25 protein-coding genes are annotated in these 23,095 nt (G+C 65.1%); 7 read left to right on the plus strand and 18 right to left on the minus strand.

The window, feature by feature from the left end; translation table 11 throughout:
- Positions 1–45: 45 nt before the first annotated feature.
- Positions 46–1,017: a bifunctional riboflavin kinase/FAD synthetase gene (locus CIT39_RS05375; RefSeq protein WP_094973071.1), complete on the minus strand. Its 972-nt coding sequence runs from the start codon at positions 1,015–1,017 to the stop codon at positions 46–48.
- A 230-nt stretch (positions 1,018–1,247) separates the two neighbouring features.
- Between CIT39_RS05375 and CIT39_RS05380 the strand changes: the two genes are divergently transcribed.
- Complete coding sequence (locus CIT39_RS05380; RefSeq protein ID WP_008567674.1) at positions 1,248–1,643, plus strand: response regulator; 396 nt, start codon at positions 1,248–1,250, stop codon at positions 1,641–1,643.
- Positions 1,644–1,820: 177 nt separating this feature from the next.
- On the opposite strand, the gene CIT39_RS05385 is transcribed toward CIT39_RS05380, so the two are convergent.
- The 3 genes from CIT39_RS05385 to CIT39_RS05395 all read right to left on the minus strand — a co-directional run bounded on the left by CIT39_RS05385 (position 1,821) and on the right by CIT39_RS05395 (position 5,908).
- A complete protein-coding gene (locus CIT39_RS05385) occupies positions 1,821–2,675 on the minus strand; it encodes a TIGR01459 family HAD-type hydrolase (protein WP_094973070.1) in 855 nt (284 codons plus the stop codon).
- Between the two features lie 15 nt (positions 2,676–2,690).
- Entirely contained in the window at positions 2,691–4,211 is a 1,521-nt protein-coding gene (locus CIT39_RS05390; RefSeq protein ID WP_094973069.1) for an EAL domain-containing protein, read from the minus strand.
- A 143-nt stretch (positions 4,212–4,354) separates the two neighbouring features.
- Positions 4,355–5,908 carry a winged helix-turn-helix domain-containing protein gene (locus CIT39_RS05395; RefSeq protein ID WP_162848617.1) on the minus strand — a complete coding sequence of 518 codons (1,554 nt, stop codon included), beginning with the start codon at positions 5,906–5,908 and terminating at the stop codon, positions 4,355–4,357.
- Between the two features lie 121 nt (positions 5,909–6,029).
- Here CIT39_RS05395 and CIT39_RS05400 point away from each other — a divergent pair, with 121 nt between their 5' ends.
- The gene (locus tag CIT39_RS05400) at positions 6,030–6,869 is read left to right on the plus strand and encodes a class I SAM-dependent methyltransferase (protein ID WP_094973068.1); all 840 of its coding nucleotides are present in this window, start codon (positions 6,030–6,032) and stop codon (positions 6,867–6,869) included.
- Positions 6,870–6,917: 48 nt separating this feature from the next.
- Here CIT39_RS05400 and CIT39_RS05405 read toward each other — a convergent pair whose 3' ends face one another.
- From CIT39_RS05405 to uvrC, 7 genes are all read right to left on the minus strand, one after another.
- On the minus strand, positions 6,918–8,048 hold the full coding sequence (locus CIT39_RS05405; RefSeq protein WP_094973067.1) for a YihY/virulence factor BrkB family protein: 1,131 nt from the start codon (positions 8,046–8,048) through the stop codon (positions 6,918–6,920).
- Position 8,049: 1 nt separating this feature from the next.
- Entirely contained in the window at positions 8,050–8,631 is a 582-nt protein-coding gene (locus CIT39_RS05410) for a hypothetical protein (protein ID WP_094973066.1), read from the minus strand.
- Positions 8,632–8,721: 90 nt separating this feature from the next.
- A complete protein-coding gene (prmB, locus tag CIT39_RS05415; protein WP_094973065.1) occupies positions 8,722–9,681 on the minus strand; it encodes a 50S ribosomal protein L3 N(5)-glutamine methyltransferase in 960 nt (319 codons plus the stop codon).
- Entirely contained in the window at positions 9,681–10,163 is a 483-nt protein-coding gene (locus CIT39_RS05420; RefSeq protein WP_094973064.1) for a molybdenum cofactor biosynthesis protein MoaE, read from the minus strand. Before CIT39_RS05420 ends, prmB begins: the two co-directional genes overlap by 1 nt.
- A 4-nt stretch (positions 10,164–10,167) precedes the next feature.
- Positions 10,168–10,419: a molybdopterin converting factor subunit 1 gene (moaD, locus tag CIT39_RS05425; protein ID WP_027575806.1), complete on the minus strand. Its 252-nt coding sequence runs from the start codon at positions 10,417–10,419 to the stop codon at positions 10,168–10,170.
- Positions 10,416–11,033, minus strand: a complete 618-nt coding sequence (gene pgsA / locus CIT39_RS05430; RefSeq protein ID WP_094973063.1) for a CDP-diacylglycerol--glycerol-3-phosphate 3-phosphatidyltransferase — start codon at positions 11,031–11,033, stop codon at positions 10,416–10,418. The genes moaD and pgsA overlap by 4 nt, the downstream gene beginning before the upstream one ends.
- Positions 11,034–11,130: 97 nt before the next feature.
- Positions 11,131–13,197, minus strand: a complete 2,067-nt coding sequence (gene uvrC, locus CIT39_RS05435; protein WP_094973062.1) for an excinuclease ABC subunit UvrC — start codon at positions 13,195–13,197, stop codon at positions 11,131–11,133.
- A gap of 251 nt (positions 13,198–13,448) precedes the next feature.
- Here uvrC and CIT39_RS05440 point away from each other — a divergent pair, with 251 nt between their 5' ends.
- Positions 13,449–14,072 (plus strand): outer membrane protein, encoded by a 624-nt coding sequence (locus tag CIT39_RS05440; protein WP_162307367.1) that lies wholly within the window; start codon positions 13,449–13,451, stop codon positions 14,070–14,072.
- A 107-nt stretch (positions 14,073–14,179) separates the two neighbouring features.
- Here CIT39_RS05440 and CIT39_RS05445 read toward each other — a convergent pair whose 3' ends face one another.
- From CIT39_RS05445 to CIT39_RS05460, 4 genes are all read right to left on the minus strand, one after another.
- Positions 14,180–14,395, minus strand: a complete 216-nt coding sequence (locus CIT39_RS05445; RefSeq protein WP_028176631.1) for a cold-shock protein — start codon at positions 14,393–14,395, stop codon at positions 14,180–14,182.
- A 253-nt stretch (positions 14,396–14,648) separates the two neighbouring features.
- Positions 14,649–15,509 carry a 23S rRNA (adenine(2030)-N(6))-methyltransferase RlmJ gene (locus tag CIT39_RS05450; protein WP_094973061.1) on the minus strand — a complete coding sequence of 287 codons (861 nt, stop codon included), beginning with the start codon at positions 15,507–15,509 and terminating at the stop codon, positions 14,649–14,651.
- A 160-nt stretch (positions 15,510–15,669) separates the two neighbouring features.
- On the minus strand, positions 15,670–16,362 hold the full coding sequence (locus CIT39_RS05455) for a ribonuclease T2 family protein (protein WP_094973060.1): 693 nt from the start codon (positions 16,360–16,362) through the stop codon (positions 15,670–15,672).
- A 119-nt stretch (positions 16,363–16,481) separates the two neighbouring features.
- Positions 16,482–16,943, minus strand: coding sequence for a hypothetical protein (locus CIT39_RS05460; RefSeq protein WP_094973059.1), 462 nt, complete (start codon positions 16,941–16,943; stop codon positions 16,482–16,484).
- Between the two features lie 180 nt (positions 16,944–17,123).
- Between CIT39_RS05460 and CIT39_RS05465 the strand changes: the two genes are divergently transcribed.
- Together CIT39_RS05465 and CIT39_RS05470 are read left to right on the plus strand one after the other, a co-directional pair.
- Entirely contained in the window at positions 17,124–17,423 is a 300-nt protein-coding gene (locus tag CIT39_RS05465; protein ID WP_038947472.1) for a hypothetical protein, read from the plus strand.
- 42 nt (positions 17,424–17,465) lie between these two features.
- Positions 17,466–17,996, plus strand: coding sequence for a DUF3617 domain-containing protein (locus CIT39_RS05470; RefSeq protein ID WP_094973058.1), 531 nt, complete (start codon positions 17,466–17,468; stop codon positions 17,994–17,996).
- 243 nt (positions 17,997–18,239) lie between these two features.
- Here the strand turns inward: CIT39_RS05470 and CIT39_RS05475 are convergent, their stop codons facing one another.
- The 3 genes from CIT39_RS05475 to CIT39_RS05485 are packed head-to-tail and all read right to left on the minus strand — an operon-like array spanning position 18,240 to position 20,917.
- On the minus strand, positions 18,240–19,628 hold the full coding sequence (locus CIT39_RS05475; RefSeq protein WP_094973057.1) for an ATP-binding protein: 1,389 nt from the start codon (positions 19,626–19,628) through the stop codon (positions 18,240–18,242).
- Between the two features lie 18 nt (positions 19,629–19,646).
- Complete coding sequence (locus tag CIT39_RS05480; protein ID WP_094973056.1) at positions 19,647–20,378, minus strand: response regulator; 732 nt, start codon at positions 20,376–20,378, stop codon at positions 19,647–19,649.
- Positions 20,375–20,917, minus strand: coding sequence for a MarR family winged helix-turn-helix transcriptional regulator (locus CIT39_RS05485; protein WP_244607520.1), 543 nt, complete (start codon positions 20,915–20,917; stop codon positions 20,375–20,377). Before CIT39_RS05485 ends, CIT39_RS05480 begins: the two co-directional genes overlap by 4 nt.
- Positions 20,918–21,256: 339 nt before the next feature.
- Here CIT39_RS05485 and CIT39_RS05490 point away from each other — a divergent pair, with 339 nt between their 5' ends.
- Positions 21,257–22,339: a branched-chain amino acid aminotransferase gene (locus CIT39_RS05490; protein ID WP_094973054.1), complete on the plus strand. Its 1,083-nt coding sequence runs from the start codon at positions 21,257–21,259 to the stop codon at positions 22,337–22,339.
- A gap of 174 nt (positions 22,340–22,513) precedes the next feature.
- Positions 22,514–23,038: a YegJ family protein gene (locus CIT39_RS05495; RefSeq protein WP_094973053.1), complete on the plus strand. Its 525-nt coding sequence runs from the start codon at positions 22,514–22,516 to the stop codon at positions 23,036–23,038.
- Positions 23,039–23,095 lie beyond the last annotated feature (57 nt).

Consider the following 23,095-nt stretch of genomic DNA (forward strand, 5'->3'; position numbering starts at 1 on the left):
GGGGCCAAGGGAAGCGCAAAGGTTCGGGGACGCCGGGTTCGGCCCTCAATCGACAATGCCGAGCCGCGGAAACGCGTCCGGGGCGGCGGACAGGATGGCACGGGCACGGGCGGAATCGTCGTCCATCTGCCGGATCAGGGCCTCTAGACCATCGAATTTCACCTCCTCGCGGATGAAGCCGACGAAGGCGCAATCCAGCTGCTGCCCATAGAGATCGCCCTTGAAGTCGAACAGGAAGATTTCGAGCAGGGGCGCGCCATTATCAAAAGTCGGGCGGCGGCCGAAGCTTGCCACCCCCTCGAGCCGCTCGGGCCCGCGGCCGACACGTACCGCATAGATGCCGTGCTTCAGCCCGCAATTCGCGTCCAGGCGGATGTTGGCGGTGGGATAGCCGAGATCGCGGCCGCGCTTCTCGCCATGGATCACCTCGCCGGTGACGAACCAGGGCGCCCCCAGCATGGTGGTGGCCTCGTCGAGCAGACCTTCGGCGAGCGCCATCCGGATCGCGCTGGAGGACACCGGCCGCTCGTCGAAATCGACATGGGGCTGCACGTCGACCTCGATGCCGAGCCGGGGCGCCTCGTTGACGAGAAGGCTCGGCGAGCCGACCCGTCCCTTGCCGAAATGGAAATCGTAGCCGACCGCGATCCCGCTGACGCCGAGCCGCCCGATCAGGTCATGGTGAATGAAGTCTTGCGCGCTGGTTCCGGCACGGGCCTTGTCGAAGGTCATGACCACGGCGCCGGCAAGCCCGGTGCCGGCCAGAAGCCGCAGCTTGGCTCGCTCGTCCGTCAGGCGGAATTGAGGGGTATTGGGGCTGAAAAACCGCCGCGGATGCGGCTCGAAGGTCAATGCCAGGGCGGGTCGGCCCTGCGCCCGGCCCATTTCCAGGGCTGCGGCGATCACGGCGCGGTGGCCGAGATGAACCCCGTCGAAATTGCCCATGGCGACCACGGCACCTCTTGGAATGGCGGAGTCCGGCGTGGTGTCACGGATAACGGTAAAATGCGGAGCCATCAGGGGAATTCTCGAACCGGCGGGACCGGCCGGGACCGTGGCGCGACCCGCCGGATGAAGTCAAGCGGGAGGGGGCGGCCGGATCGAATGCGATTTCAGTCCTTGGGCGACGCCCCCAATTAACGCGCTGTTTAACGCCTTGGTGCTAGTGCTTGGGCGTGGAACTGCCGGGGCTCCGGGCTTGGGCAGATCCGATCGTAATATTCCTGGTTTGCGTTGGGGGAGTCGAGATGGCGGTTGATTTGTCGATGCCGGTTTTGGTGGTGGATGACTACAGCACCATGATCCGTATCATCAGGAATCTGCTGAAGCAGCTTGGCTTCGAGAACATCGATGATGCCAGCGATGGTTCGGCAGCGCTGAACAAGATGCGCGGCAAGAAGTATGGGCTCGTGATCTCCGACTGGAACATGGAGCCGATGACGGGCTACGACCTGCTGCGCGAAGTGCGCGCGGATCCGAACCTCGCCACCACGCCTTTCATCATGATCACGGCGGAATCCAAGACCGAGAACGTGATCGCGGCCAAGAAGGCCGGCGTGAACAACTACATCGTCAAGCCGTTCAACGCGGCGACGCTGAAGACCAAGATCGAGGCGGTCTTCCCGGACATGGCGAGCGCGTAAGCGCGCTCTTCGCCAAACAACAATCTTTCCATTGTGATCGTCATGCCCGGGCTTGTCCCGGGCATCCACGTTCTTGGATCCGCAAAGAAAGACGTGGATGGCCGGGTCAAGCCCGACCATGACGGCTCTGAGCCGTCAGCAATCGGTCCGAGCTGGCCGTCCCGCTCGGCCGGCTCTCTACCACTTCAATTCGCGCATCAGCGCCTTCGGCGGATGGCCGAACAACTCCATCACCGAATTCGGGTCGAGCTGGTCGAGGCCCTCGAACTCCTCGGCATGGATGCCGCGAGTCACGAACAGGCAGTCGATGCCGAATTCGCGCGCGCCGGTTAAGTCGGTGCGGACGGAATCGCCGATCGCCAACACTTTTTTCCGGTCGATCGGGTGGCCCTGGCGTTCACCGGCGAGCGTCATTGCGCGTTCGTAGATCGGGCGGTGCGGCTTGCCATAGAAGATCACTTCGCCGCCGAGTTCGCGGTAGAGCTCCGCGATGGCGCCGGCGCAATAGATCAGCCGGTCGCCGCGTTCCACCACGATGTCGGGATTGGCACAGACCAGCGTCAGCTTGCGCTCGCGCGCCTTCAGCATCATGCCGCGATAGTCTTCCGCCGTTTCGGTCTCGTCGTCATAGAGGCCGGTGCAGACGATATAATCGGCTTCCTCCAGCGGCGCGGTTTTCGCATCGAGGCCGCGATAGATCGAGTTGTCGCGCTCGGGTCCGAGCCAGAACATCTTGCGGCCGGGATGCTCGGCGACATAGAGCCGGGTCAGGTCGCCGGACGACACGATCGCGTCATAGGTCTCGTCGGCGACGCCGAGCTTGCGCAATTGCCGCTGCACGCTGTCGGCCGGACGCGGTGCGTTGGTTATCAGGATCACCGTACCGCCGTGGCTGCGATAGGTGTGCAACGCCTCGCAGGCCTCGGGGAACGATTCGAGGCCGTTGTGGACGACGCCCCAGATGTCGCTGAGCACGACATCGACACCACCCACGAGCTCGCGCAGGCTTTCGGCGAAATGCAGCGTGGTCATGATGCGCGCGGCCGGTCAGATGCGGCGCGCGAGAGCCGCGTTGCCGGTGATGCGTTGTGTCGGAGGAGCGGCTGACGTCGCGGCAGATGTCGCGCCAGATATCCTACCTTGGCTGGGGGGAGCGGAGCCATTGGATCCCTGAATGTCCTGCGCCTGGTTCGGCGAGGCCCCGCCGGTAGCAGATGCCCCCTCCGGCCGCAATGGTCGGGGCGGCGCGAACAGGAAGCCCTGGCCGAACCGCACGTCATAGTCGAGCAGGTCCACGACCGCGCGCTCGCCTTCGATCCGCTCCGCGATCAGGTCGATGCCGAAGCGGCCAAGCAGGTCGGAGAGGTCGGAAGGGTGGATGTCCGAGGCCGAGGCCTGCCGGGGGTCGAGCAGCAACGTGGCCGGCACCTTGATGAATCGCACGCCGCGGTCGGCCAGCTCGCGCGGCTCGATCCTGAGATCCGTGACGTGGTCGATCGAGAAACGGAAGCCGCGCTGGGCCAGTGCGGCGAGGTTCTCGGTCTCGGCCGGGCCGAGATTGCGGAAGGTCGATTGCTTGAACTCCAGCACCAGCGAGGGTGCCAGCGCCCGGTTGGCTTCGAGGAAGTCGAGGCATTGCGCGAAGGTGGTGGAATTGCCGAGCGTGGACGCCGCGACGTTGCAGAACACGCCGACGTCCTTGTTGCGCACCATCAGGCGCCGCAGCACCTGCACGCAGCGCAGCATCACCATGTTGTCGATGCGCCCGATCAGCCCGGAAGCTTCCGCGATGCTGATGAACTCCTCGGCGGCGACCAACTGGTCGCGCTCGTCGCGCAGGCGAGTCACCGCCTCGTAGAACCGCACCTTGCGCTGCGGCAGCGTCACCATCGGCTGCAGGAAGATGTCGATGCGGTTTTCGTCGATCGCGTTGCGCAGCGTCGCCAGCAATTGCGTCTGATTGCGTCCGGCGGTCTGGACCGGGGGGGCGGTCTGGGCCTGGATCGACGGCGCGGGCCGCGGCTGCGCCACCGGAGGCGGGGGGGCCGCAGGAAGCGGGGGAGGGGCGACGGGCAACTCCTCGAACGCCGTAATCAGGTCGATCGGCGCCTCCGGTTCCTGCCTGGCGATCGGAGCGGGAACGGGAGCGGGTGCCGGCGCATTGCCGGCCAACAGATCCTCATGGGTCGATACGGTGCTGGCGAGCTGCCTGACCAATCCGCCGAGTTCGTTGATCTCGCCGACCACCGACTGGATCCGGTCGGAGTTGGTCGAATTGGATGAGGCGATGCGTCCCTCGATCGCAGCCAGCCGGCGCCCGAACTCGGCGACCTGGCGGGCGAGGTCGGCGGTGCCGCGCGACAAATCGGCGATCTGGCCGCCGACGTCGTTGCGGTCGCGCAGCCGCATCGACACCGCGTTGTAGAGGATCAGGAAGGTCAGCGCGGTCAGCGCAACGATCCCGGATTCGGTCCCGCTGATGCCGGCGACGGCGTAGAGCACGAGCCCGAGCGAGGCCGCGACCAGAACCATGCAGATGGCGATGAAGATCGTCGAAATGCGAATCATGCCGCGCGTTACGCCTCAAGAGCTGACTGCCTCACCCCGGGAAAACACGGGTCGCTGTGCGAACCCGCCACGCCTCGTGCTCCCCCCAGCCGCGTGAGCTTAACATCATTGTTGATTCGAGGGCATAGTGACTGTCTGGCGGTCTATGTCAGGCCCGCCCGGCGAAAGCCTTCGAGGTAGCGGTCGCGGTCAGGGGCGAGCATGATCGGCATGAACTCGACGATCCAGGCGAGCGAGATATTCGGCTGGGCGCGGCGGAGTTCCTTCAGCGCCGCATCGGCCATCTCCGTCTGTCCGGCCATGCCGGCGGCCGCGGTCAGCACCCGGTGAGCGCCGACGAAGTCGCTGCGCTGGCGCAAGGCCTCCTGGGCAAGCCGGATCGCCTCAACATAATCGCTGCCGAGGAAGCGGGCGTACGCGGCGATGCCGAGATAGACTGGCGCATAGGGGTCGCGCGGACTGAGGCGGATCGCGCGGCGCGCGGCCTCGTCGGCATCCTGCCAACGGCCGCAATAGCTGAGCGCCAGCCCATGATAGCCCTGGGCCAGCGCGAAGCTCGGATTGAGCCGCAGCGCCGCCTCGAACTCGGCCAGCGAATGCTCGAACCGCCGCGCAAACAGATGGACATGGCCCATTGCGTTGTGCGCCCAGGCATCCTCGTCGTCGGCGCGGATCGCCGCCCGCGCCGCGCCCTCGGCGAGGGATAGCGCCGCGGCCATGTCCATCCAGCCCATATGCGCCGTGAACATATAGCTGGTGCCAAGCAGGCCAAGCGCCTTGCCGTAGTTTGAATCGAGCGAGATGGCCTTTTCGAGCAGCGCTTGCGCGACAATATGATCCTGCCGCGTTACCCGCCAATAATGCGAGAGCGCGCGCATCACGAGGTCCCAGGCGTCCATGCTGTCGGGCGGCTTGCGCTGCGCGCGAAAATTTTCCGCGGCGTAGAGCTGCGGCTCGATCGCGGCGACGATGGCTTCGGTGATCTCGTCCTGCACGGCGAAGACGTCGGCGAGCTCGCGGTCGTAGCGCTCGGCCCAGAGATGGCTTCCGGTGGCGACGTCGTTGAGTTGGGCAGTAATGCGGACGCGGTGGCCGTCCTTGCGGACGCTGCCCTCCACGACGTAGCGTACGCCGAGCTCTTCCGCGACCTGCCGCAGATGTACCGTGCGGCCCTTGTAGATGAAGGAAGAGTTGCGCGCGATCACGAAGAACCAGCGCAGCTTCGACAGCGTGGTGATGATGTCCTCGCTGATGCCATCAGAGAAGTAATCCTGCTCGGCCTCGCCACTCATATTGGTGAAGGGCAGCACCGCGATGGCGGGACGGTCAGGCAGGGGCAATCCCGCCGGCGGCGGAGCGGCTTGCTTGTCGGGCGCAGCTGCCGAGGAAAGTTCTGTGACATCGGCGACGAACCGTACGCCCTTGCGCGCAATGGTGCGGATCAGCCGCTGCTCGTCGCCACTATCACCGACCGCGCGGCGTGCAGCGTTGATCCGGCTCGTCAGCGTCGATTCCGAGACGACGCGGCCATTCCAGATCGCATCGAGCAGATTGTCCCGCGTCACCACGCGCTCGCGGTTGCGGACGAGAAAAAGCAGCAGATCGAATACCTGGGGCTCGAGCGCGATCAGTGCGTCGGCTCGCCGCAACTCGCGACGTTCAGGGTCGAGCAGGAAATCCTCAAAGCGAAACGTCACAATTCCTCCTCGGCTCCTGCAGGGAAATCAAGGCACTCTCAGCGTAAAATAATGCCGCTCTCAAGGCCAGCGAGCCGCATGCGCCCTATCGTCCCGGCGTTTTCAACCGCAGGAGATTGCCATGTCCACATCCGCCGCGCTCAAGCCAGCCGCCGCCCAACCCGATCTTGCCGCCGTCAAGCAGCGCCAGCACGGCGCCTGGTCGTCCGGCGACTATGCCGTCGTCGGCACAACATTGCAGATCGTCGGCGAGCAGCTCTGTGAGGCACTCGACTTACGCGCCGGCAGCAAGGTGCTGGACGTCGCCGCCGGCAACGGCAATGTGACCTTGGCCGCAGCACGCCGCTGGTGTGACGTCACATCCACCGACTATGTGCCGGCGCTGCTCGAGCGCGGGCAGGAGCGCGCGGCAGCGGACCATCTGACGGTCGAGTTCCGCGAGGCGGATGCCGAAGCGCTGCCGTTTGCGGACGCGAGCTACGATGTCGTCGTCTCGACCTTTGGTGTGATGTTCACGCCAGACCAGGACAAGGCGGCCTCCGAGCTCGCGCGGGTCTGCAAATCAGGCGGCAAGATCGGCCTTGCCAACTGGACGCCTCAGGGTTTTATCGGTCAGCTGTTCAAGACCATCGGCAAGCGCGTACCGCCGCCCGCCGGCGTGAAGTCGCCGGCACTATGGGGTACGGAAGCGCGGCTTCAGGAGATGTTCGGGAGCCAAGCCTCGGAGATTACCGCAGAACCCCGCATGTTCGTCTTCCGCTATCGCTCGCCGGATCACTGGCTTGATGTGTTCAAGTCCTATTACGGGCCGATGCTGAAAGCCTTTGCCGCGCTTGACGAAACCGGCCAGGCCGCGCTGCGGCACGATCTCATGGCGTTGCTCGGCGAGTTCAATCATGCCGAAGACGGTACGGTCGTGGTGCACAGTGAATATCTGGAGGCAGTGATTACCAAGCGCTGAGGCGCCTGAGATGGTTGGTCAGGCGGGGCCTCGCCTGACCACCAGCGATCAAATTGGCGCGGCGGCGCCGACAGTGTCGGCCGAGACGGCTTCGCGGGTGCCGAGCGGCTTGGGCTGCCCCGTGGTCGTATCGCTGAGCGTCTGCCGCTCGATCTCCGAATTCAGCTCGGCGCCGAACATGATGACGATGGCCGACATCCACATCCACGTCATCAGTCCGATCGCCGCGCCGAGCGAGCCGTAGGTGGCGTTGTAATTGGCGAAGGCCGAGAGATACCAGGATAGCAGCGCTGACCCGGCAATCCAGAGGATGGCGGCGATGACTGCGCCGAGGCTGAGCCATTGCCAGCGGGGCGCATCGCGACTGGGCGCGAAGCGGTAAAGCACCGCGAGCGCCATGAGCAGGATGAGGAACATCAGCGGCCATCGTGCCAGCGCCACGATCAGCTTGCTTTCGGGCGCCATGCCGAGATGATTGAGCGCCAGCGGGAAGGCGACGACAACCCCCACCATCACCAGCAGCGCCACGATGCCGCCGACCGTAAAGGCCAGCGACAACATGTTGAGCTTGATGAAGCTGCGCTTCTCGCGCTCTTCATAGGCGACATTGAGGGCGTCGAAGATCGACTTGACGCCGGCATTGGCGCTCCAGATCGCAAGTAGAAGACCGAGCAGGAAGGTGGCACCGAGGGTGGTATTGCCGTTCGACACCACGCGCGCGACCTGGTCCTCGACGATCTGGAACGAGCCTTGCGGCAGCATCGTCGCCAGCGTCTGCAGATTGGCGCTGATCGTCGCGGGATCAGCGAACAGGCCATATGAGGAGACCAGCGCCGTCACCGCCGGGAAGATCGCGAGCAGTCCGAAAAAGACGACGCCACCCGCTGTCGCAAGCAGGCGATCATCGTCGATGCGCTGATAGGTGCGCCAGAAGATATCCTTCCAGCCCGCCCAGGGGATCGCGAAGGGGCTCTTCGCATGACGGCCACGACCGGGCTGCAGCGCCGCACCTGCGGGGTGAGTTTCCGGTGAATTCCCCTCGTTGTTGCGATGGTCTGGTGGAGGTCCCGGTCGGATCAGGCCGGAATCCTGGAGATAGCGCTCCGCGGTGAGCACGAAGACGGCTGTGGCTGCTACCAGGAGCCACGAGTCGAACTGCTCGGAGCGCCGCACCGGCATTTCAAGCGTCCGACCTTTGGCCGTGCCGCCTGCGGCGCGCCGCGGTGAACCCCGCAAGCCCAACCGCCGCGAGCATCAGGCCAAGCTGCACGGGCCGGATGGTGGGCCAGGCGGGTCTGCCGTGGCGGCGTTCGCCCGGCGCGAGCGGCGCCAGGGGAATCGCGGTTGCGACCTCTTTCACCGCCTCTTTGACCGTTCCGCGCGGAATCCGCGGCGTCGCGATTGCAACGCGCATCCGGCTGGCAAGCGGCACGATCGCCTTGGTCGGCCGCTTCATCATCGCCATCGCCACGCCGGCGCAGACCGCGGTCAACACCAGCAGCACGGCCGCGACGGCGCCAAAGCCCCAGAATTGTCCGTGGGTGATTGCAACCCAGCGGTACAGGGCGATCAGGCCGACGAAAAAGGTCGCGATCAGAAACAGCCCGGCCGCTGCGAACAATCCGGCAGCGACCATATAGGACGTTGCGCGCCCCGTGGCCTGGCTGGTGCGGTCACGCAGATAGGATTGGGCGGCGCGCTTGAGATGGTTGAGTTTCAGCGCCATGCCGGCGCGCAGCAATTCGCCCGATGGCGCGAGCATCTGGACATCCTCCGAAAGCGAGACAGTTCGTCGGGGATGAACGTGGCGGAATTTGACTTGTTCCGCCGGAGCAGAAGGTGCCGTGGCGGATCAGGCCAGATCGGCGGCCGCGATCCAGAACACCTCGCCCTCGGAGTCCTCGGTGTCGAGCCAGAGCAGCGGCAGTTCCGGAAAGGCCTCGTCGACCAGGTCCCGGCCGCGGCCGATCTCGCAGATCAGCCCGCCATCCGGCGTCAGATGATAGGGTGCCCCGGCCAGGATGCGGCGGACCACATCCAGACCGTCGGCGCCGCCGTCGAAGGCGAGCTTCGGCTCGGCCCGGCATTCCGGCGGCAGCGCGGCCATGCCCTCAGCGTCGACGTAAGGCGGGTTGGTGATGATCAGATCGTATCTGGCATCGCCGAGCGGGGCGAACAGGTCGCCGCGATAGAGGCTGATCCGGTCCTCGAGGCCGTATTCGCCGACATTTCGCGTGGCGACTTCGAGCGCGCCCTTGGAGATGTCGACGGCATCGACGGCAGCGTTCGGGAAATGGTGCGCGGCGAGGATGGCAAGGCATCCCGATCCCGTGCAGAGATCGAGCACGCGTTCGACCGCCGTGGGATCGTCGATCAGCGAGCCCGCCTCGCCGTCGCCGCCGAAATGCGACTCCAGCAGTTCGCCGATGAAGGAGCGCGGAACGATGACGCGCTCGTCGACATAGAAGGGCAGGCCGCGCATGTAGATCTTGTTGACGAGATAGGCGGCCGGTTTGCGCGTGGTGACGCGCTGATGGATGAGGTCGAGGATGGTCTTGCCTTCCGGCGCGGTGACGCGCGCGTTGGCGAACATCTCGAACTGCTCGGGATTGAGATGCAGCGCTTCGCTCACCAGGAAGGCTGCTTCGGCAACCGGATCGGTCGTACCATGCGCAAAGGCGAGTTCGGCTTCGACAAAGCGGCTCACCGCATAGCGGACGAAATCGACCAGCGTGAGAAGTTCGCCCGGGCCGACTTTGGCGAGCTTTGGCGCGGCGCGGCCGCGTACGGTCTTCTTGGCTGCTTTCGCCATCAGGATCGGGTCCAGCGTGCGGCGGCCTCGTCGTCGCGGGCGTGGGCTTCGACCCAGTCCGTGCCGGCTTCGCTCTCTTCCTTCTTCCAGAACGGCGCACTGGTCTTGAGGTAGTCCATCAGGAACTCGGCCGCATGGAATGCGGCCTGGCGGTGCTGCGAGGCGGTCAGCACCAGCACGATGTTCTGGCCCGGCATGAAGCGGCCGACGCGGTGGATCACGGTGACGCCGTTGAGCGGCCAGCGCGAAGTCGCCTCGTCGGCATGACGCCTGATCTCTTCCTCGGCCATGCCGGGATAATGCTCGAGCGTCAGCGCCGCGATCTTCGCGCTGTCCTCGTCACCGCGGCATATGCCGGAGAAGCTGACGACTGCACCGATGTCGGTACGGCTCCTGGTCAGGACCGCGATCTCGCGCGCGATGTCGAAATCGTCTTCCTGAATGCGGATGGTGACGGGGCAGGCGCCAGCAGAGGAGGTCATGAGCCTAGCCGCCGGTCATCGGCGGGAAGAACGCGATCTCGCGGGCGCCGGCGATTGCGGCATCCGATTTCACGTGGGCATGGTCGATCGCGGTGCGGATCACCTTCGGCTTCTCGAAGGCGTAGGCATAGGCCTCGCTTTGGCCGGACAGCCACGCGATCAGTTCCTCGACGGTGCGCACGCTCGCCGGCGGCTCGATGGTCTCCTCCGCCTTGCCGACGCGCTCGCGTACCCAGGCGAAATATTTCACCTTCATCCCTCGTCCTCCTTGATGAGGTGATGGATGCCGGCGCGGAAATAGTCGTAGCCGGTGTAGATGGTCACGATCGCCGAGGCCCATAGCAGCGCGAGGCCCATCATCGAGACCACAGGCACCACCTCATCGCCGGCAGGCCCGGCGAGCAGGAACCCGATGGCGACGAGCTGGACCGTGGTCTTCCACTTCGCAAGCTTGGTGACGGGCACGCTGACCCGAAGCGCGGCGAGGTATTCGCGCAGGCCCGAGACCAGGATCTCGCGGCACAGGATCACGATGGCGGCCCACAACGACCAGCCATGGATGATGCCGTCGGCGGCCAGCATCAGCAGGCACGAGGCGACCAGCAGCTTGTCGGCGATCGGGTCGAGCATCCGGCCGAACGCCGATTGCTGATTCCAGATCCGCGCATAATAGCCGTCGAGGTAATCGGTGACCGCGGCCGCGATGAACAGGGCCACAGCCACCCAGCGCAGCCAGAGCGGCTGATCCAGAATCGACTGCGCATAGATGCATCCGATGACGACCGGGATCGCGGCGATCCGGCCATAGGTCAGGAGGTTCGGGAGGGACATCGCGCGGCTGGTCGTCCCTCGTGTCGTGGCGATGTTCATTCGTCCTACCAATACCGCTCGTGCCTGAAGGTCAACCGTTCCGCTCCGCAAGATGGGGTGCGGGATACGACGACCATATGACCACAGCCCCTTTAGTTCATCCCGGCTGGGGATGGAAATACTCGAAAATCCTGCGGGCGCTCTCGGCGCTCACCCCCGGAACTTTGCCGAGATCGCCGATCGAGGCCCGTTCGATCTCCTTCAAGGTCCCGAAATGATGCAGCAAGGCACGTTTGCGGGACGGGCCGATGCCCGGGATTTCCTGCAAGCCAGCCTCGCGGATGTCCTTCTTGCGCAGCTTGCGGTGCGAGCCGATGACGAAACGGTGGGCCTCGTCGCGCAGCCGCTGGATGAAATAGAGCACGGGGTCGCGCGGCTCCAGCTTGATGGCCTCGCGTTCCGGCATGAACAGGGTCTCGCGGCCGGCATCCCGGTCCGGCCCCTTGGCGACCGACATCAGCGACACCTGGGTCAGGCCGAGATTTGCGAAGATCTCGCGGACGGCATTGAGCTGGCCGCGGCCGCCATCGATGATGACGAGGTCGGGCCATTGCGGGAAATCGTCGTCCTTCGCCTTGATGTTTTCCTTGGCCGCGCCCTCCTCGGGCGGGTTGATCAGGCGCTTGAAGCGCCGCTCCAGCACCTCGCGCATCATGGCGAAGTCGTCGCCGGGCGTGATCCCTTCCGACTTGATGTTGAACTTGCGGTACTGGTTCTTCACGAAACCATCGGGGCCGGCGACGATCATGGCGCCGACCGCATTGGTGCCCTGGATGTGACTGTTGTCGTAGACCTCGATGCGCTTGGGCGAATGGGGCAGGCCCAGCGTCGTCGCGATGGCGTCGAGCAGGCGGCTCTGCGTGGCGGTATCGGCGAGCTTGCGGCCGAGCGCCTCGCGCGCATTGGTCAGCGCATGGGTGACGAGTTCCTTCTTCTCACCGCGCTTGGGCGTGGTGACCTCGATCTTGTGGCCGGCCTTGAGCGAGAGCGCATTGGCGAGCAGTTCGCTCTCCTCGATCTCGTGCGAGAGCAGGATGTTCCTGGGCGGCGGCTTGTCGTCGTAGAACTGCGCGAGGAAGGAGCCGAGCACCTCTTCCGGGGTGAACGTCTTTTCCGCGCGCGGAAAATAGGCGCGGTTGCCCCAGTTCTGGCCGGTGCGGAAGAAGAACACCTCGACGCAGGAGAAGCCGCCCTCCTGGTGGATGGCGAACACGTCGGCTTCCTCGACCGTACGCGGATTGATGCCCTGCTGCGACTGGATCGCCGACAAAGCGGCGAGGCGGTCGCGGTAGAGCGCGGCGCGCTCGAACTCGAGCTCGCCGGAGGCCTTCTCCATCTCGCCGGCGAGCTCCTGCTTTACCGCATGGCTCTTGCCGGACAGGAAGTCGCTCGCCTCGCGCACCAGGGTCGTGTAGCCGGGAAAGTCGATCTCGCGGGTGCAGGGGCCGGCGCAGCGGCGGATCTGGTAGAGCAGGCAGGGCCTGGTGCGGCTCTCGAAGAAGGAATCGGTGCAGGAGCGGATCAGGAAGGCGCGCTGCAGCGCCGTGATGGTGCGGTTGACGGCGCCGGCGGAGGCGAACGGACCGAAATAGCGCCCGGGCCGGCTCTGCGCGCCGCGATGTTTCAGGATCTGCGGCGCCCAATGGTCGCCAGTGATCAGGATGTAGGGAAACGACTTGTCGTCACGCAGCTGCACGTTGAAGCGCGGCCGCAGCTGCTTGATGAGGTTGGCTTCCAGCAACAGCGCCTCGGTCTCGGTGTTGGTCGAGACGATCTCCACGGTCACCGTGGCCGCGATCATGCGCAGGATGCGGGCGGGCTGCGGCGCATTCTGGCGCGCATAGTTGGAAAGGCGCTTTTTGACGTTCTTGGCCTTGCCGACATAGAGCACGTCGGCATTCGCATTGAGCATGCGATAGACGCCGGGCGAGGTGGGGGCGAGCCGGACCGCGCGCTCGATCGCCTCGTGGCCGGTCGCCAGCGTGCCTTCGCCGACGGCGCCGCTCTCTTCCAGGATATCGGGCAGCCGCGCATCGTCCTCGTCGTCGCCGCCGCTGGTGGCGGGATCGAGGTCGGGCGGCGTCTCGGCCGGGACGTCCGGCGCGGTGCCATGCACGGGTTTGCGCGCGCGGTCGTCCGGGTTGTCGGTGGAATCGTGAACCATGGCGCGAATTTAAGTGCTGGGGGTGCCGATTTGAAGTTCCGGCAACGCCGCACGCACAGGATGGCGGCCCAGTTCCCGGTAACGCTTGCTTAAGCCTGTTAACAGCGCGGTAACCCGGCTTAACAGCCCTTTAACTTAAAACTCTCGATAAATCTTACGCGAAAAGGTCGTGGTTCCGTAACCATGCGGTTTGCCTTGCGCGGCGGCGTCAGGCTTCGCACCGGTTGCGACAGTTGCGTTGGGAGTGTGTGATGAAGAGGTTCGTTGTGGGCGCAGCCGCGTTGGTTGCGGCCGGCTGGACAGCTTCGGCAGAGGCCGCCGACATGAGTTACGGTCAGCGCGCGCCCTATACCGTCAACCAGCCGCTCAACGCCTATAGTTGGGCGGGCCCGTATCTCGGCGCCAATCTCGGTTACGAGTGGGGCTCGGTGAGCAACAATCCCGCAAAGCCCGCCGGCTTCGTCGGCGGCGTGCAGGCCGGCTACAATTTCCAGAACGGCCCATGGGTGTTCGGCGTGGAAGGCGATATCCAGGCCGCCGGTGCCGATGACACCTTCGCGCCGTGGAAGTTCTCCAATCCCTGGTTCGGCACCCTGCGCGGTCGCGCCGGCTATGCCTTCAGCAACATCCTGTTCTACGGCACCGCGGGCCTGGCCTTCGGCGAGTTGCGCGCACAGACGTTCGGCTGGACGGAGTCGCACACCACCGCCGGCTGGACCATCGGCGCCGGCGCAGAGGTCGGCTTCGCGCCGAACTGGAGCGCGAAGCTCGAATATCTCTACATCGATCTGTCGTCGAGCCAGTTCGCGATTACAGGCGTGTCAAACGGCTATAGCGCCAGCGTTGTGCGCGCAGGCGTGAACTATCACTTCTGATAGCTGAAGAAGAAAATACCGGACGACAACCTCCCGGCCGCTCGCGGCCGGGATTTTTTTCGCTTTCTTGCGCCGAGTATTGCGCCGAAGACTGCGCGTCAGTCCCGCTAGGCCAAGATCACTAGATTGACCGCCTTCGGTCCCTTGCCCTTCTTGTCCGGCTCGACTTCGAAAGTAATGCGCTGTCCTTCCGCAAGGTCCTTCAGTCCGGCCCGCTCCACAGCCGTAATATGTACGAAGACGTCGCGGCCGCCGTCGTCAGGCTTGATGAAACCGTAGCCGCGTTCGCCGTTGAAAAACTTGACCGTTCCCGTCATGGCCATCGGGAAACTCCCCCTCATTGCTCCTCCGTCGCGACGCAGACTCACGTCACGACATGACCGGGCGCTACGAAGCCCGGGAGAGCTGGCCATCCTTGGGCGGACCGCAACGGTCCGGCCGGATCTTTCTTAGGCCTTCACTCCGCCGCAACCATTCGCGGAAGCGGAACGTAAAGCCAGTCACGGAAACAGCATAATACGGTTCTCTGCAGATTGACCACCGCTCCTGCATATTTTTCCCAAGAATGCCGGAGTGTTACGGTCTCGGTGTCTCCAATCGGAATCTGGCAGCGCCGCCCTGGCCGAGCGGCATTTCCAGCTCGGGCAGGATCGTCTTGAGCTCGCCCTGCAGCGTGTAGGGTGGATTGACGATCAGGAGCCCCGTGGAGGCGAGAGCCCCGCCATCGAGCTGGGGCGCAACGCTGAACTCGAGGCGCAGACAATTTCCCGGCGGTTTTGCTGCAGCTGCGAGCCGCGCCACGGTTTGGGCGAGCGTGTCGGTGGCACGCCGGTTCTTGGCCGGATACCAGATGACGTAGATGCCGGTCGGCCATTTCGCGAAGGCTGTGGAGAAGGCTTCGCCCAGCCGCTCGAACTCGTCCTTTGCCTCGAAGGGCGGATCGATCAGCACGAGGCCGCGCCGCTCCTTCGGCGGCACGAAGGCCGGCAGCGCCACCCAGCCGTCGAGGTCGACCACGCGGGCCTGTTCGTCGCGACGCAGCACGGCGATCAGTGCCTTCCGCGCCTTCGGCTCGATCTCGCAGGCGACGAGGCGGTCTTGCGGCCTGAGCAGGCCGCGCGCGATCAACGGCGAGCCCGGATAGGCCTTGAGCTCACCCTTCGGATTGAAGGCGCGGACGATGTCGAGATAGGGCTTGGCCAGCGCCGCGCTCTCGTTCGACAGGCGCGCCTGCATCAGCCGCGCGATGCCGGTCAGCCATTCGCCGCCCCGGCGCGCCTCGTCGCTGTCGAGATCGTAGAGGCCGGCGCCGGCATGGGTGTCGATGACGCGGAACGCCCCGGGCTTGTCCTGCAGATAGGTGATGATGCGCGCCAGCACGATGTGCTTGATGACATCGGCGAAATTGCCGGCATGAAAGGCGTGATGGTAGTTCATGGCGCAGAGTTACGACATCGCGCGATGAAAGTAACGGCTTGTCATTCCGGGGCGGTGCGTAGCACCGAGCCCGGAATCGATCTTGCCACCGAAGATGCCGTCAGATGGAGTCCGGGATCGCGCTCCGCGCGCCCCGGATTGACGATGCGGAGACCTCGACTTACCCGCCCCTGATCGGCGGCATCGTCACCTGGTCGCGGCGGCAGGTGCGGCGTTCGTTCTCGTCGCAGGCGCGGAATTGCAGGTCCTTGCTGAGGCAGATACGGACCTCGGACAGCCGCGTCCGGTTGCAGGTGACCGAGACGGCGGCATTGCTCAGCCCCGGATTGGCCTTGATGAAGGCTTCCTCGACCTCCGCCGGCGCCACGGTCTTGGCCTGCGACAAATCGAGATATTCGGCCGGAATCTTGATGGCAGCGCGCGCCTTGCGGATCGTCTCGAAATAGCTGCGGTCGGCGAGGCCGGAGCAGGTGCCGTGCTTGTCCCACTCGTTGAAGATCAGGCCCGGCGCCGGCATCAAATCGAGCATCGAGGAGACGATGCTGCGGTTCAGCCGTGGTGCGGGCCGCTGGCAATATTCCGGGAAGCCATTCTCATATTGTGGCCACAGCCCATGCACCACGAAGGCAAAAGGCCGTCCGCCGCATTGGATCTGGGAGCGGCGGCCACGCTCGGTCGCCTCCTCGCAGAACGAGGGCGACCACGACAGCGACAGCACATAGAAGTCGAATTCGCCGGGCGCGTTCTGCCGCTTGTCCTGGGCGTTTGCGCCGCCGGCGAGCAAGGCCAGTCCGGCTGCCAGGGTCACGGAGATCACGAGACGGGAAAACGAATGCAATCTGGAATGAAACATGGCGGCGCCCCTCAACTAGACTGTGCAAGGAAGCCTAGCAGGCGATAGGAACATTTCAAGAACAAAATTCGGGCGGCCGCTATTCAGCGCCTCGAGCGACCCGAATCAGGGCCTTCCGATCAGGGCTTGGCGGCGCGGCAGGCCGGATTGTAGGCCCAGTTGCGGTCGACCCCGACCACGCACCATTCGACGCCGTTGCCGTAGCCGGCGAAGCCGCCATCCTCGATGAGCGAGTAATGCACCTTGCGCACCTTGCCGTCATTGAGCATGGCGTCAGCGCTGCAATAGCGGCGCGGAATGTTGTCGGATTGCCAGGGCCGGAACGCGGTCTCGCGAACGGCCGAGAAGCCTGTGATCTTCAACGAGGAATTCCAGAACGTGCTTTCCTTTTCCCAGAACTGGGTGGCGATGGTCGGCAGCGCCCTGTCGCAATCGGCGACGGCGCCGTCATAGCGCGGCCCGCTCAGCCAGAAATTCAGCTCCAGCGGATTGGCGGCCCGGGCCTCGCCGAGCGACATCGCCCCGAACACGAGGCCAAGCACGGCGGCATAGCGGAGCGATTTCGGGGAGGAGGCGCGCATGGTCAATCCGGACAGCTGAAGTTGGGGGTGGACGGTGCCGCGAAGGCCGGTGGAGGTCAAGTGCAGCGCGGCAACACTTCGCCAGGAGTTGACCACAACATCGTGGTTGGCAGGGCTTCCGTTCTTTCCACTTCCCTCCCGGCACCGTAAACTGACCGCCAGCCAATTGGAGTGACGGGAATGCGAATCATTGCGGCCGCGGGTCTTCTCGCCAGCCTGGTTGTCTCGGGTATGATGGCGAGCCAGTCGGCGCGCGCCGACTATGTGCCGCCTTTCAAGGGCAACGACACCGGCGGCATCATCGCCTATTCGATGGCCACCCAGGTCGATGCCCGGCAGGCCGCGGTCGATCACTGCGCGCGCTATGGCAAGGTCGTGAAATTCCTGGCGGTGCAGGCCTATGAGGGCGGTTACATCTCGTTTTCCTGCCGCTGGGTGCCCTATGGCGCCGCCGACCAGCCGATCCGCACGCTCTACTGAGGCGTTGCCGTAACGCCGCAATCTCAGCCGGGAGCTTCTCGCATGACGCGCAAACTCGCTTTGCTCGGCTCGACCCTTTGCCTCGTGCTGTCGGTTGGCGGTGCCTGCGCCGACGACCTGCCGGTGCGCAAGGCCGGTCTTTGGGAAATGAAGCTGGTTACGACGGGCTCGCCGATGCCCGAGATGACCATGCAGCACTGCACCGACGAGACAGTCGACAAGGAGATGAACAATAACGTCTCGCCGATGGCGAAGCAGATCTGTTCCAAGCAGGACATCAAGAAGACCGCGACCGGCTATGTCAGCGATTCCGAGTGCAGCGTCGCCGGCGTCAGCACGACCTCGCATGCCGAGATCACCGGCGATTTCAATTCGGCCTACACCGTGAAGACCTCGTCGCACGCGAAAGGCGGCGTCGCGGGCGCTGCCGGGCGCGATAGCACCATGACGCTCCAAGCGAAGTGGCTTGGGGCCTGCAAGCCGGAGCAGAAGCCGGGCGACATCGTGATGCCCGGCGGCTTCAAGATGAACGTGCGGGACATGGACAAGCTGAAGGCGCTACTGCCGAAGTAGGTGTGTTCGCAGGGCCGGCGGTGCGCCCTCCGTGAGCTGAGCGCACGCCTCGTCCTTCGAGACGACCGCTTCGCGGTCTCCTCAGGACGAGGCTAACCGGCGTGGGTGCCTGTTGAAACTGCTGCCGCGCATTCCGTCCTCATCCTAAGGGCCCGCCAACGGCGGGCGTCTCGAAGGATGGCCGCAGACGGACAATCTTCAAATGCGATTGTCGTGTCGCAAGCGGGGGGAGGCAAGAGCAGCTTAAACTGGAATCCTCACGCTCGCCCTCAATCCCCCCATCGGGCTGTCGCCGAGCGTGATGTCGCCGCCATGCGAGCGGGCGATGTCGCGGGCGATGGCGAGGCCGAGGCCGGTGCCGCCTTCGTCCTGGTTGCGGGCGTTGTCCAGCCGCAGGAACGGCTTGAACACTTCTTCGCGCAAATGCGTGGGAATGCCGGGGCCGTCGTCGTCAACCGTCACGGTCAAATAACGATGGTCGCGCTGGCCGGTGATGGCGATGGCCTTGCCGTAACGCGCCGCATTGGTGACGAGGTTGGCGAGGCAGCGTTTGAACGAAGCCGGCTTCACCGTCACCACGGGCAGTCCGTGGAAGGCGACGGTCGCGGCATGGCCGTGGCGCTCGGCGTCGCCGCGCAGCTCCTCGAGCGCCTGCGCCATGTCGGTCGGCTGCGACTGCTCGCCGGAATCACCGCGGGCGAAGGCAAGGTAATCCTCCAGCATCATCGACATCTCGTCGACGTCCTTGCGCATGCCGTCGAGCTCGGGGCTGTCGCCGATCAGCGCCAGCTCGAGCTTGAAGCGGGTCAGGATCGTGCGCAGATCGTGGCTGACGCCGGCGAGCATCGCGGTGCGCTGCTCCATGGTGCGCTCGATGCGCGATTTCATCTCGAGGAAGGCAACCGACGCCCGCCGCACCTCGCGCGCGCCGCGCGGTCTGAAGTTCGGCGCCTCGCGGCCCTTGCCGAAGCTTTCGGCGGCATCCGCAAGGCGCAGGATCGGCTTGATCTGGTTGCGCAGGAACAGCACGGCGACGATCAGCAGGATCGACGACGTTCCGACCATCCAGAACAGGAATATCTCCGAGTTGGAGGCGTAGGCGGCGCTGCGCTGCGCGAACACGCGCATCACGGCATCGTCGAGCTGGATGCGGATCTCGACGAGGTTGGAGCGGCCGACCGTGTCGATCCAGAACGAGCGTCCGATCTGGCGGCCGAGTTGCACCGACAGCGTCTGGTCGAGCAGCGAGAAGAACGGCTTCGGTCCCGGCGGCGGCATGTCGCCGGGGGGCAGGAAGTCGACGACGAGGCCGAGGCGCTGCTGGGCGATGCGGCGGATCTGGTCGCGGTCTTTGTCCTGCGGATAGCCTTTGTAGACGTCGATCAGCGCCGCGATGTCCTGCACCACCGCGGCCGACAGGCGTCGCGTCACCGTGTTCCAGTGCCGCTCCATGAACACGAAGGCGACGACCGATTGCAGCACCACCATCGGCACGATCATGATGAGGAGCGCGCGGGCGTAGAGGCCGGTCGGCATCCAGCCCTTGAACGCGTTGCCCATCCAGCCGTTGGCGGCGGAGACGCGGCCGGCGGCGCTTCGGAGCAGCGTCAGGCCGGTGTCGATCGTGCTCATCGGTCGCGCTTCACTGATTTATGGCGAGGCCACCAGGCGGTAGCCGATGCCGCGCACCGCCTGGAGGAACAGTGGATTGGCGGGGTCGGTCTCGATCTTGCGCCTGAGGCGGTTGATCTGCACGTCGACGGCGCGCTCGTTGACGCTGCCGTTGCCGGTCAGCGCACTGCGCGGCACGGTCTCGCCCGGGGTCTCCGAGAGAATGCGCAGCATCTCGCGCTCACGGTCGGTGAGGTGGATGACCTCCTCGCCCTGCCGCAACTCACCGCGATCGAGATGATAGACGTAGGGACCGAAGGCGATCTTCTCCACCGCCGTGGCCTGCGGCGGCGGCGCGGCACGCTTGAGGATGTTGTTGATGCGCAGCGCCAGCTCGCGCGGCTCGAACGGTTTCGCCACGTAGTCGTCGGCGCCGATCTGCAGGCCCTCGATGCGCGCTTCCGCCTCGTGTCGTGCCGTCAGCATCACGATCGGCACCGAGGAGGATGTGCGGATGAAGCGGGCCAGATCGAAGCCGGTCTCGCCGGGCATCATCACGTCGAGGATCAAGAGGTCGAAATGCAGACCCAGCAGCTTCGAGCGTGCATCGCCGGCACTTGCGGCGGTGGTGACGCGGTAGCCCTCGGCGGCGAGGAAGCGCGAGAGCAGATCGCGGATGCGGCGGTCGTCGTCGACGAGCAGCAGATGCGGGGCGTCATCGGCCGGGCGCGCCGGCGGGCGGGCGAGCGTGGCTGCAAGCGGCACGGTCACTCCTTGGTGTCGTGGTTGACGGAAGCGAAGATCGTCTCGAGCACCTTGTCCGGATCGTCGCGATCGATCATCGCGCGCAGGAAGCGCTTGACGGTTTCCGCATCCTGCGGAGCCATCTCGGCGAGCGCCTTGGTGATCCGCGTGGTCTGCAGCCCGGCGAGCTTCTGCACCAGCGCCTCGCCCTTCGGCGTCGCGTAGAGCAAGCGCTGGCGGCGGTCATTGTCGCCGGTCTTCTGCACGATGTAGCCCTCGTCCAGCAGCTGCTTGAGCACGCGGCCGAGCGACTGCTTGGTAATGCGGAGCACGTCGAGCAGGTCGGCGACCTTGAGGCCGGGATAGCGGTAGACGAAATGCATGACCCGGTGATGGGCCCGGCCGAAGCCGAAAGCCTCCAGCTCCTGGTCGGGGTCGCCGACGAAGTCGCGATAGGCGAAGAATAGTAGCTCGATGATATCCCAGCGCAAATTGCCTCCGTCGTCTGCCGCCGGCCTGGGCTCGGCGGCGTCGTGTGAGGAAGTCGCGAAATTTATGTCAGGCATATTGACGTATCTTGGGTTCAATGTTACAAAACGATTGACCAGCACGAAATTTTAGATCGTTTCGCGCGGGTGGCATCGAAGCAAGGGCGGCTGGAGAGAGCCGGACAGGCGACGACGGCCGGATCAGATCTTACCGTGCGATTGTCGAGCGGCGTTTCGGCAAAACATACTGGACTTCCGCCTTCCGCAAAAGCATGTCCTCGGCGATATGCTGGCCACGGAAACCGGCCGTAACAAGGCTGGCGGTGGTTCGGCCTAAAACCAATCAAGCCAGCCGGGCCCGAAGAGGGGCAGGCCGGCGCCGGAACGGCGCCGCCACCGGCAGCGGGAGGCAAGGACATGAGCATGAAATTCGATATCCAGCCCGCATCCAATCCGACGTCCGAAAAGGACCGCGTCGCCAGGTTGGTGGACCCCGGCTTCGGACGGGTCTTCACCGATCACATGGCGATCGTGCGCTACAACCAGGCCAAGGGCGGCTGGTACGAGGCGAAGATCGAGGCGCGCGCCAACTTCCAGCTCGATCCGGCCGGCGCCGTGCTGCACTACGCCCAGGAGATTTTCGAGGGCCTCAAGGCCTACAAGCGCGACGACGGCGGCGTGAACCTGTTCCGCCCCGACGCCAATGCGCGGCGCTTCAAGGACTCCGCCGACCGCATGGCGATGGCGCAACTGCCCGAGGACGTCTTCATCGAGGCGGTCGAGCAGGTCGTGCGCATCGACCGCGCCTGGATGCCCGGCGGCGAGGGCAGCCTTTACCTGCGGCCCTTCATGATCGCGAGCGAGACCTTCCTCGGCGTCAAGCCGTCGTCCGAATACATCTTCGCGGTGATCGCTTCGCCTGTTGGCTCCTACTTCAAGGGCGGTCCCGCGCCGGTCTCGATCTGGGTCTCGGAGAATTATACGCGCGCGGCCGTCGGCGGCACCGGCGCCGTCAAATGCGGCGGCAATTACGCCGCGAGCCTGCGCGCCCAGGCCGAGGCAATGCAGCACGGCTGCGATCAGGTCGTCTTCCTCGACGCGGTCGAGCGCCGCTACATCGAAGAGCTCGGCGGCATGAACGTTTTCTTCGTGTTCGACGACGGCTCGCTCTCGACGCCGCCGCTTGGCACCATCCTGCCCGGCATCACCCGCGACTCCATCATCGCGCTCGCCCGCGATGCCGGAAAGACCGTGCGCGAGGAGCCGTACACACTCGAGCAGTGGCGCAAGGATGCGGCCTCAGGCAGGCTGAAGGAAGCGTTTGCCTGCGGCACCGCCGCCGTCATCTCGCCGATCGGCAAGGTGCGCTCGGTGAGCGGCGATTTCGAGATCAGCGGCGGCGCCGCCGGCCCCGTCGCCATGGGCCTGCGCAAGCAGCTCGTCGACATCCAGTACGGCCGCACCAACGATCCCCACAATTGGATCCGCAAGGTGTTTTGATCTCTCGTGTCCCGGACGCGCGAAGCGCGCGCCGGGACCCAGACTGCCTGTGGCTGGACCCCGGTCAGCAGCGCACCACGTATCCGGGGTACGCCGGTTGCACCGTGCCATGAACGGGAGGCCCGGATCGCGCGACCAAGCCTCGACACATCGAGGCATCCGGACATCGCGATCATGGCACCCAGACTCCCCCAGCCCGTGAAATGGGCCATTCTCGCCGCAATCACCGGCATCTCCGTTTTCGGCATCCTCACCATCGGCCCAACGCACGAGGTCGCAGCCGATGACCGCTCGCCGATCGTCGACGTGCGCACTACCGATCCCGAAATGAACACCGCGATCGCGCGCGCCCGCGGCACGCTGCCCACCTTCTGGGCTTCTTATGAATCGCCCAAGCCGACGGAAGCCGGGCACGCCCTGAAGGTGCGCTTCTCGACTCGGAAGGGTGGCGAGCACATCTGGATCGCCGAGGTGAAGAAGCTGCCGGGCGGAGGCTATTCGGGCGTGTTCGCCAACGAACCGCGGGACCTGCCCGGCAAACGGGCCGGCGACGAGGTCAAGTTCACTGAGGCCGACATCTCGGACTGGATGTTCATGCGCAACGGCAAGATCGTCGGCGGTGAAACCATCAAACCGACCCTGAAGTCCCTGCCCAAGGCGGACGCGGACGCGCTAAGGGCGCGAATGGAGCAGCCGTAGGGGCACGGGGCTCAGCCCTCAGGCCATGACGAGTTCTGCGGATACCCCGGTTGCCGC

The sequence above is a fragment of the Bradyrhizobium symbiodeficiens genome, assembly GCF_002266465.3.
GTDB lineage: Bacteria > Pseudomonadota > Alphaproteobacteria > Rhizobiales > Xanthobacteraceae > Bradyrhizobium > Bradyrhizobium symbiodeficiens.

Coding starts and splice junctions, on each gene's coding strand:
- CIT39_RS05375 (WP_094973071.1), bottom strand. CDS start 1,017: ATGGCTCCGCATTTTACCGTTATCCGTGACACCACGCCGGACTCCGCC.
- CIT39_RS05405 (WP_094973067.1), bottom strand. CDS start 8,048: ATGCCGGTGCGGCGCTCCGAGCAGTTCGACTCGTGGCTCCTGGTAGCA.
- CIT39_RS05455 (WP_094973060.1), bottom strand. CDS start 16,362: ATGTTTCATTCCAGATTGCATTCGTTTTCCCGTCTCGTGATCTCCGTG.
- CIT39_RS05440 (WP_162307367.1), top strand. CDS start 13,449: ATGAAGAGGTTCGTTGTGGGCGCAGCCGCGTTGGTTGCGGCCGGCTGG.
- CIT39_RS05495 (WP_094973053.1), top strand. CDS start 22,514: ATGGCACCCAGACTCCCCCAGCCCGTGAAATGGGCCATTCTCGCCGCA.
- CIT39_RS05400 (WP_094973068.1), top strand. CDS start 6,030: ATGTCCACATCCGCCGCGCTCAAGCCAGCCGCCGCCCAACCCGATCTT.
- CIT39_RS05470 (WP_094973058.1), top strand. CDS start 17,466: ATGACGCGCAAACTCGCTTTGCTCGGCTCGACCCTTTGCCTCGTGCTG.
- CIT39_RS05420 (WP_094973064.1), bottom strand. CDS start 10,163: ATGACCTCCTCTGCTGGCGCCTGCCCCGTCACCATCCGCATTCAGGAA.
- uvrC (WP_094973062.1), bottom strand. CDS start 13,197: ATGGTTCACGATTCCACCGACAACCCGGACGACCGCGCGCGCAAACCC.
- CIT39_RS05450 (WP_094973061.1), bottom strand. CDS start 15,509: ATGAACTACCATCACGCCTTTCATGCCGGCAATTTCGCCGATGTCATC.
- CIT39_RS05475 (WP_094973057.1), bottom strand. CDS start 19,628: ATGAGCACGATCGACACCGGCCTGACGCTGCTCCGAAGCGCCGCCGGC.
- CIT39_RS05410 (WP_094973066.1), bottom strand. CDS start 8,631: ATGCTCGCGCCATCGGGCGAATTGCTGCGCGCCGGCATGGCGCTGAAA.
- pgsA (WP_094973063.1), bottom strand. CDS start 11,033: ATGAACATCGCCACGACACGAGGGACGACCAGCCGCGCGATGTCCCTC.
- CIT39_RS05385 (WP_094973070.1), bottom strand. CDS start 2,675: ATGACCACGCTGCATTTCGCCGAAAGCCTGCGCGAGCTCGTGGGTGGT.
- moaD (WP_027575806.1), bottom strand. CDS start 10,419: ATGAAGGTGAAATATTTCGCCTGGGTACGCGAGCGCGTCGGCAAGGCG.
- prmB (WP_094973065.1), bottom strand. CDS start 9,681: ATGGCGAAAGCAGCCAAGAAGACCGTACGCGGCCGCGCCGCGCCAAAG.
- CIT39_RS05465 (WP_038947472.1), top strand. CDS start 17,124: ATGCGAATCATTGCGGCCGCGGGTCTTCTCGCCAGCCTGGTTGTCTCG.
- CIT39_RS05460 (WP_094973059.1), bottom strand. CDS start 16,943: ATGCGCGCCTCCTCCCCGAAATCGCTCCGCTATGCCGCCGTGCTTGGC.
- CIT39_RS05390 (WP_094973069.1), bottom strand. CDS start 4,211: ATGATTCGCATTTCGACGATCTTCATCGCCATCTGCATGGTTCTGGTC.
- CIT39_RS05490 (WP_094973054.1), top strand. CDS start 21,257: ATGAGCATGAAATTCGATATCCAGCCCGCATCCAATCCGACGTCCGAA.
- CIT39_RS05445 (WP_028176631.1), bottom strand. CDS start 14,395: ATGGCCATGACGGGAACGGTCAAGTTTTTCAACGGCGAACGCGGCTAC.
- CIT39_RS05380 (WP_008567674.1), top strand. CDS start 1,248: ATGGCGGTTGATTTGTCGATGCCGGTTTTGGTGGTGGATGACTACAGC.
- CIT39_RS05485 (WP_244607520.1), bottom strand. CDS start 20,917: ATGCCTGACATAAATTTCGCGACTTCCTCACACGACGCCGCCGAGCCC.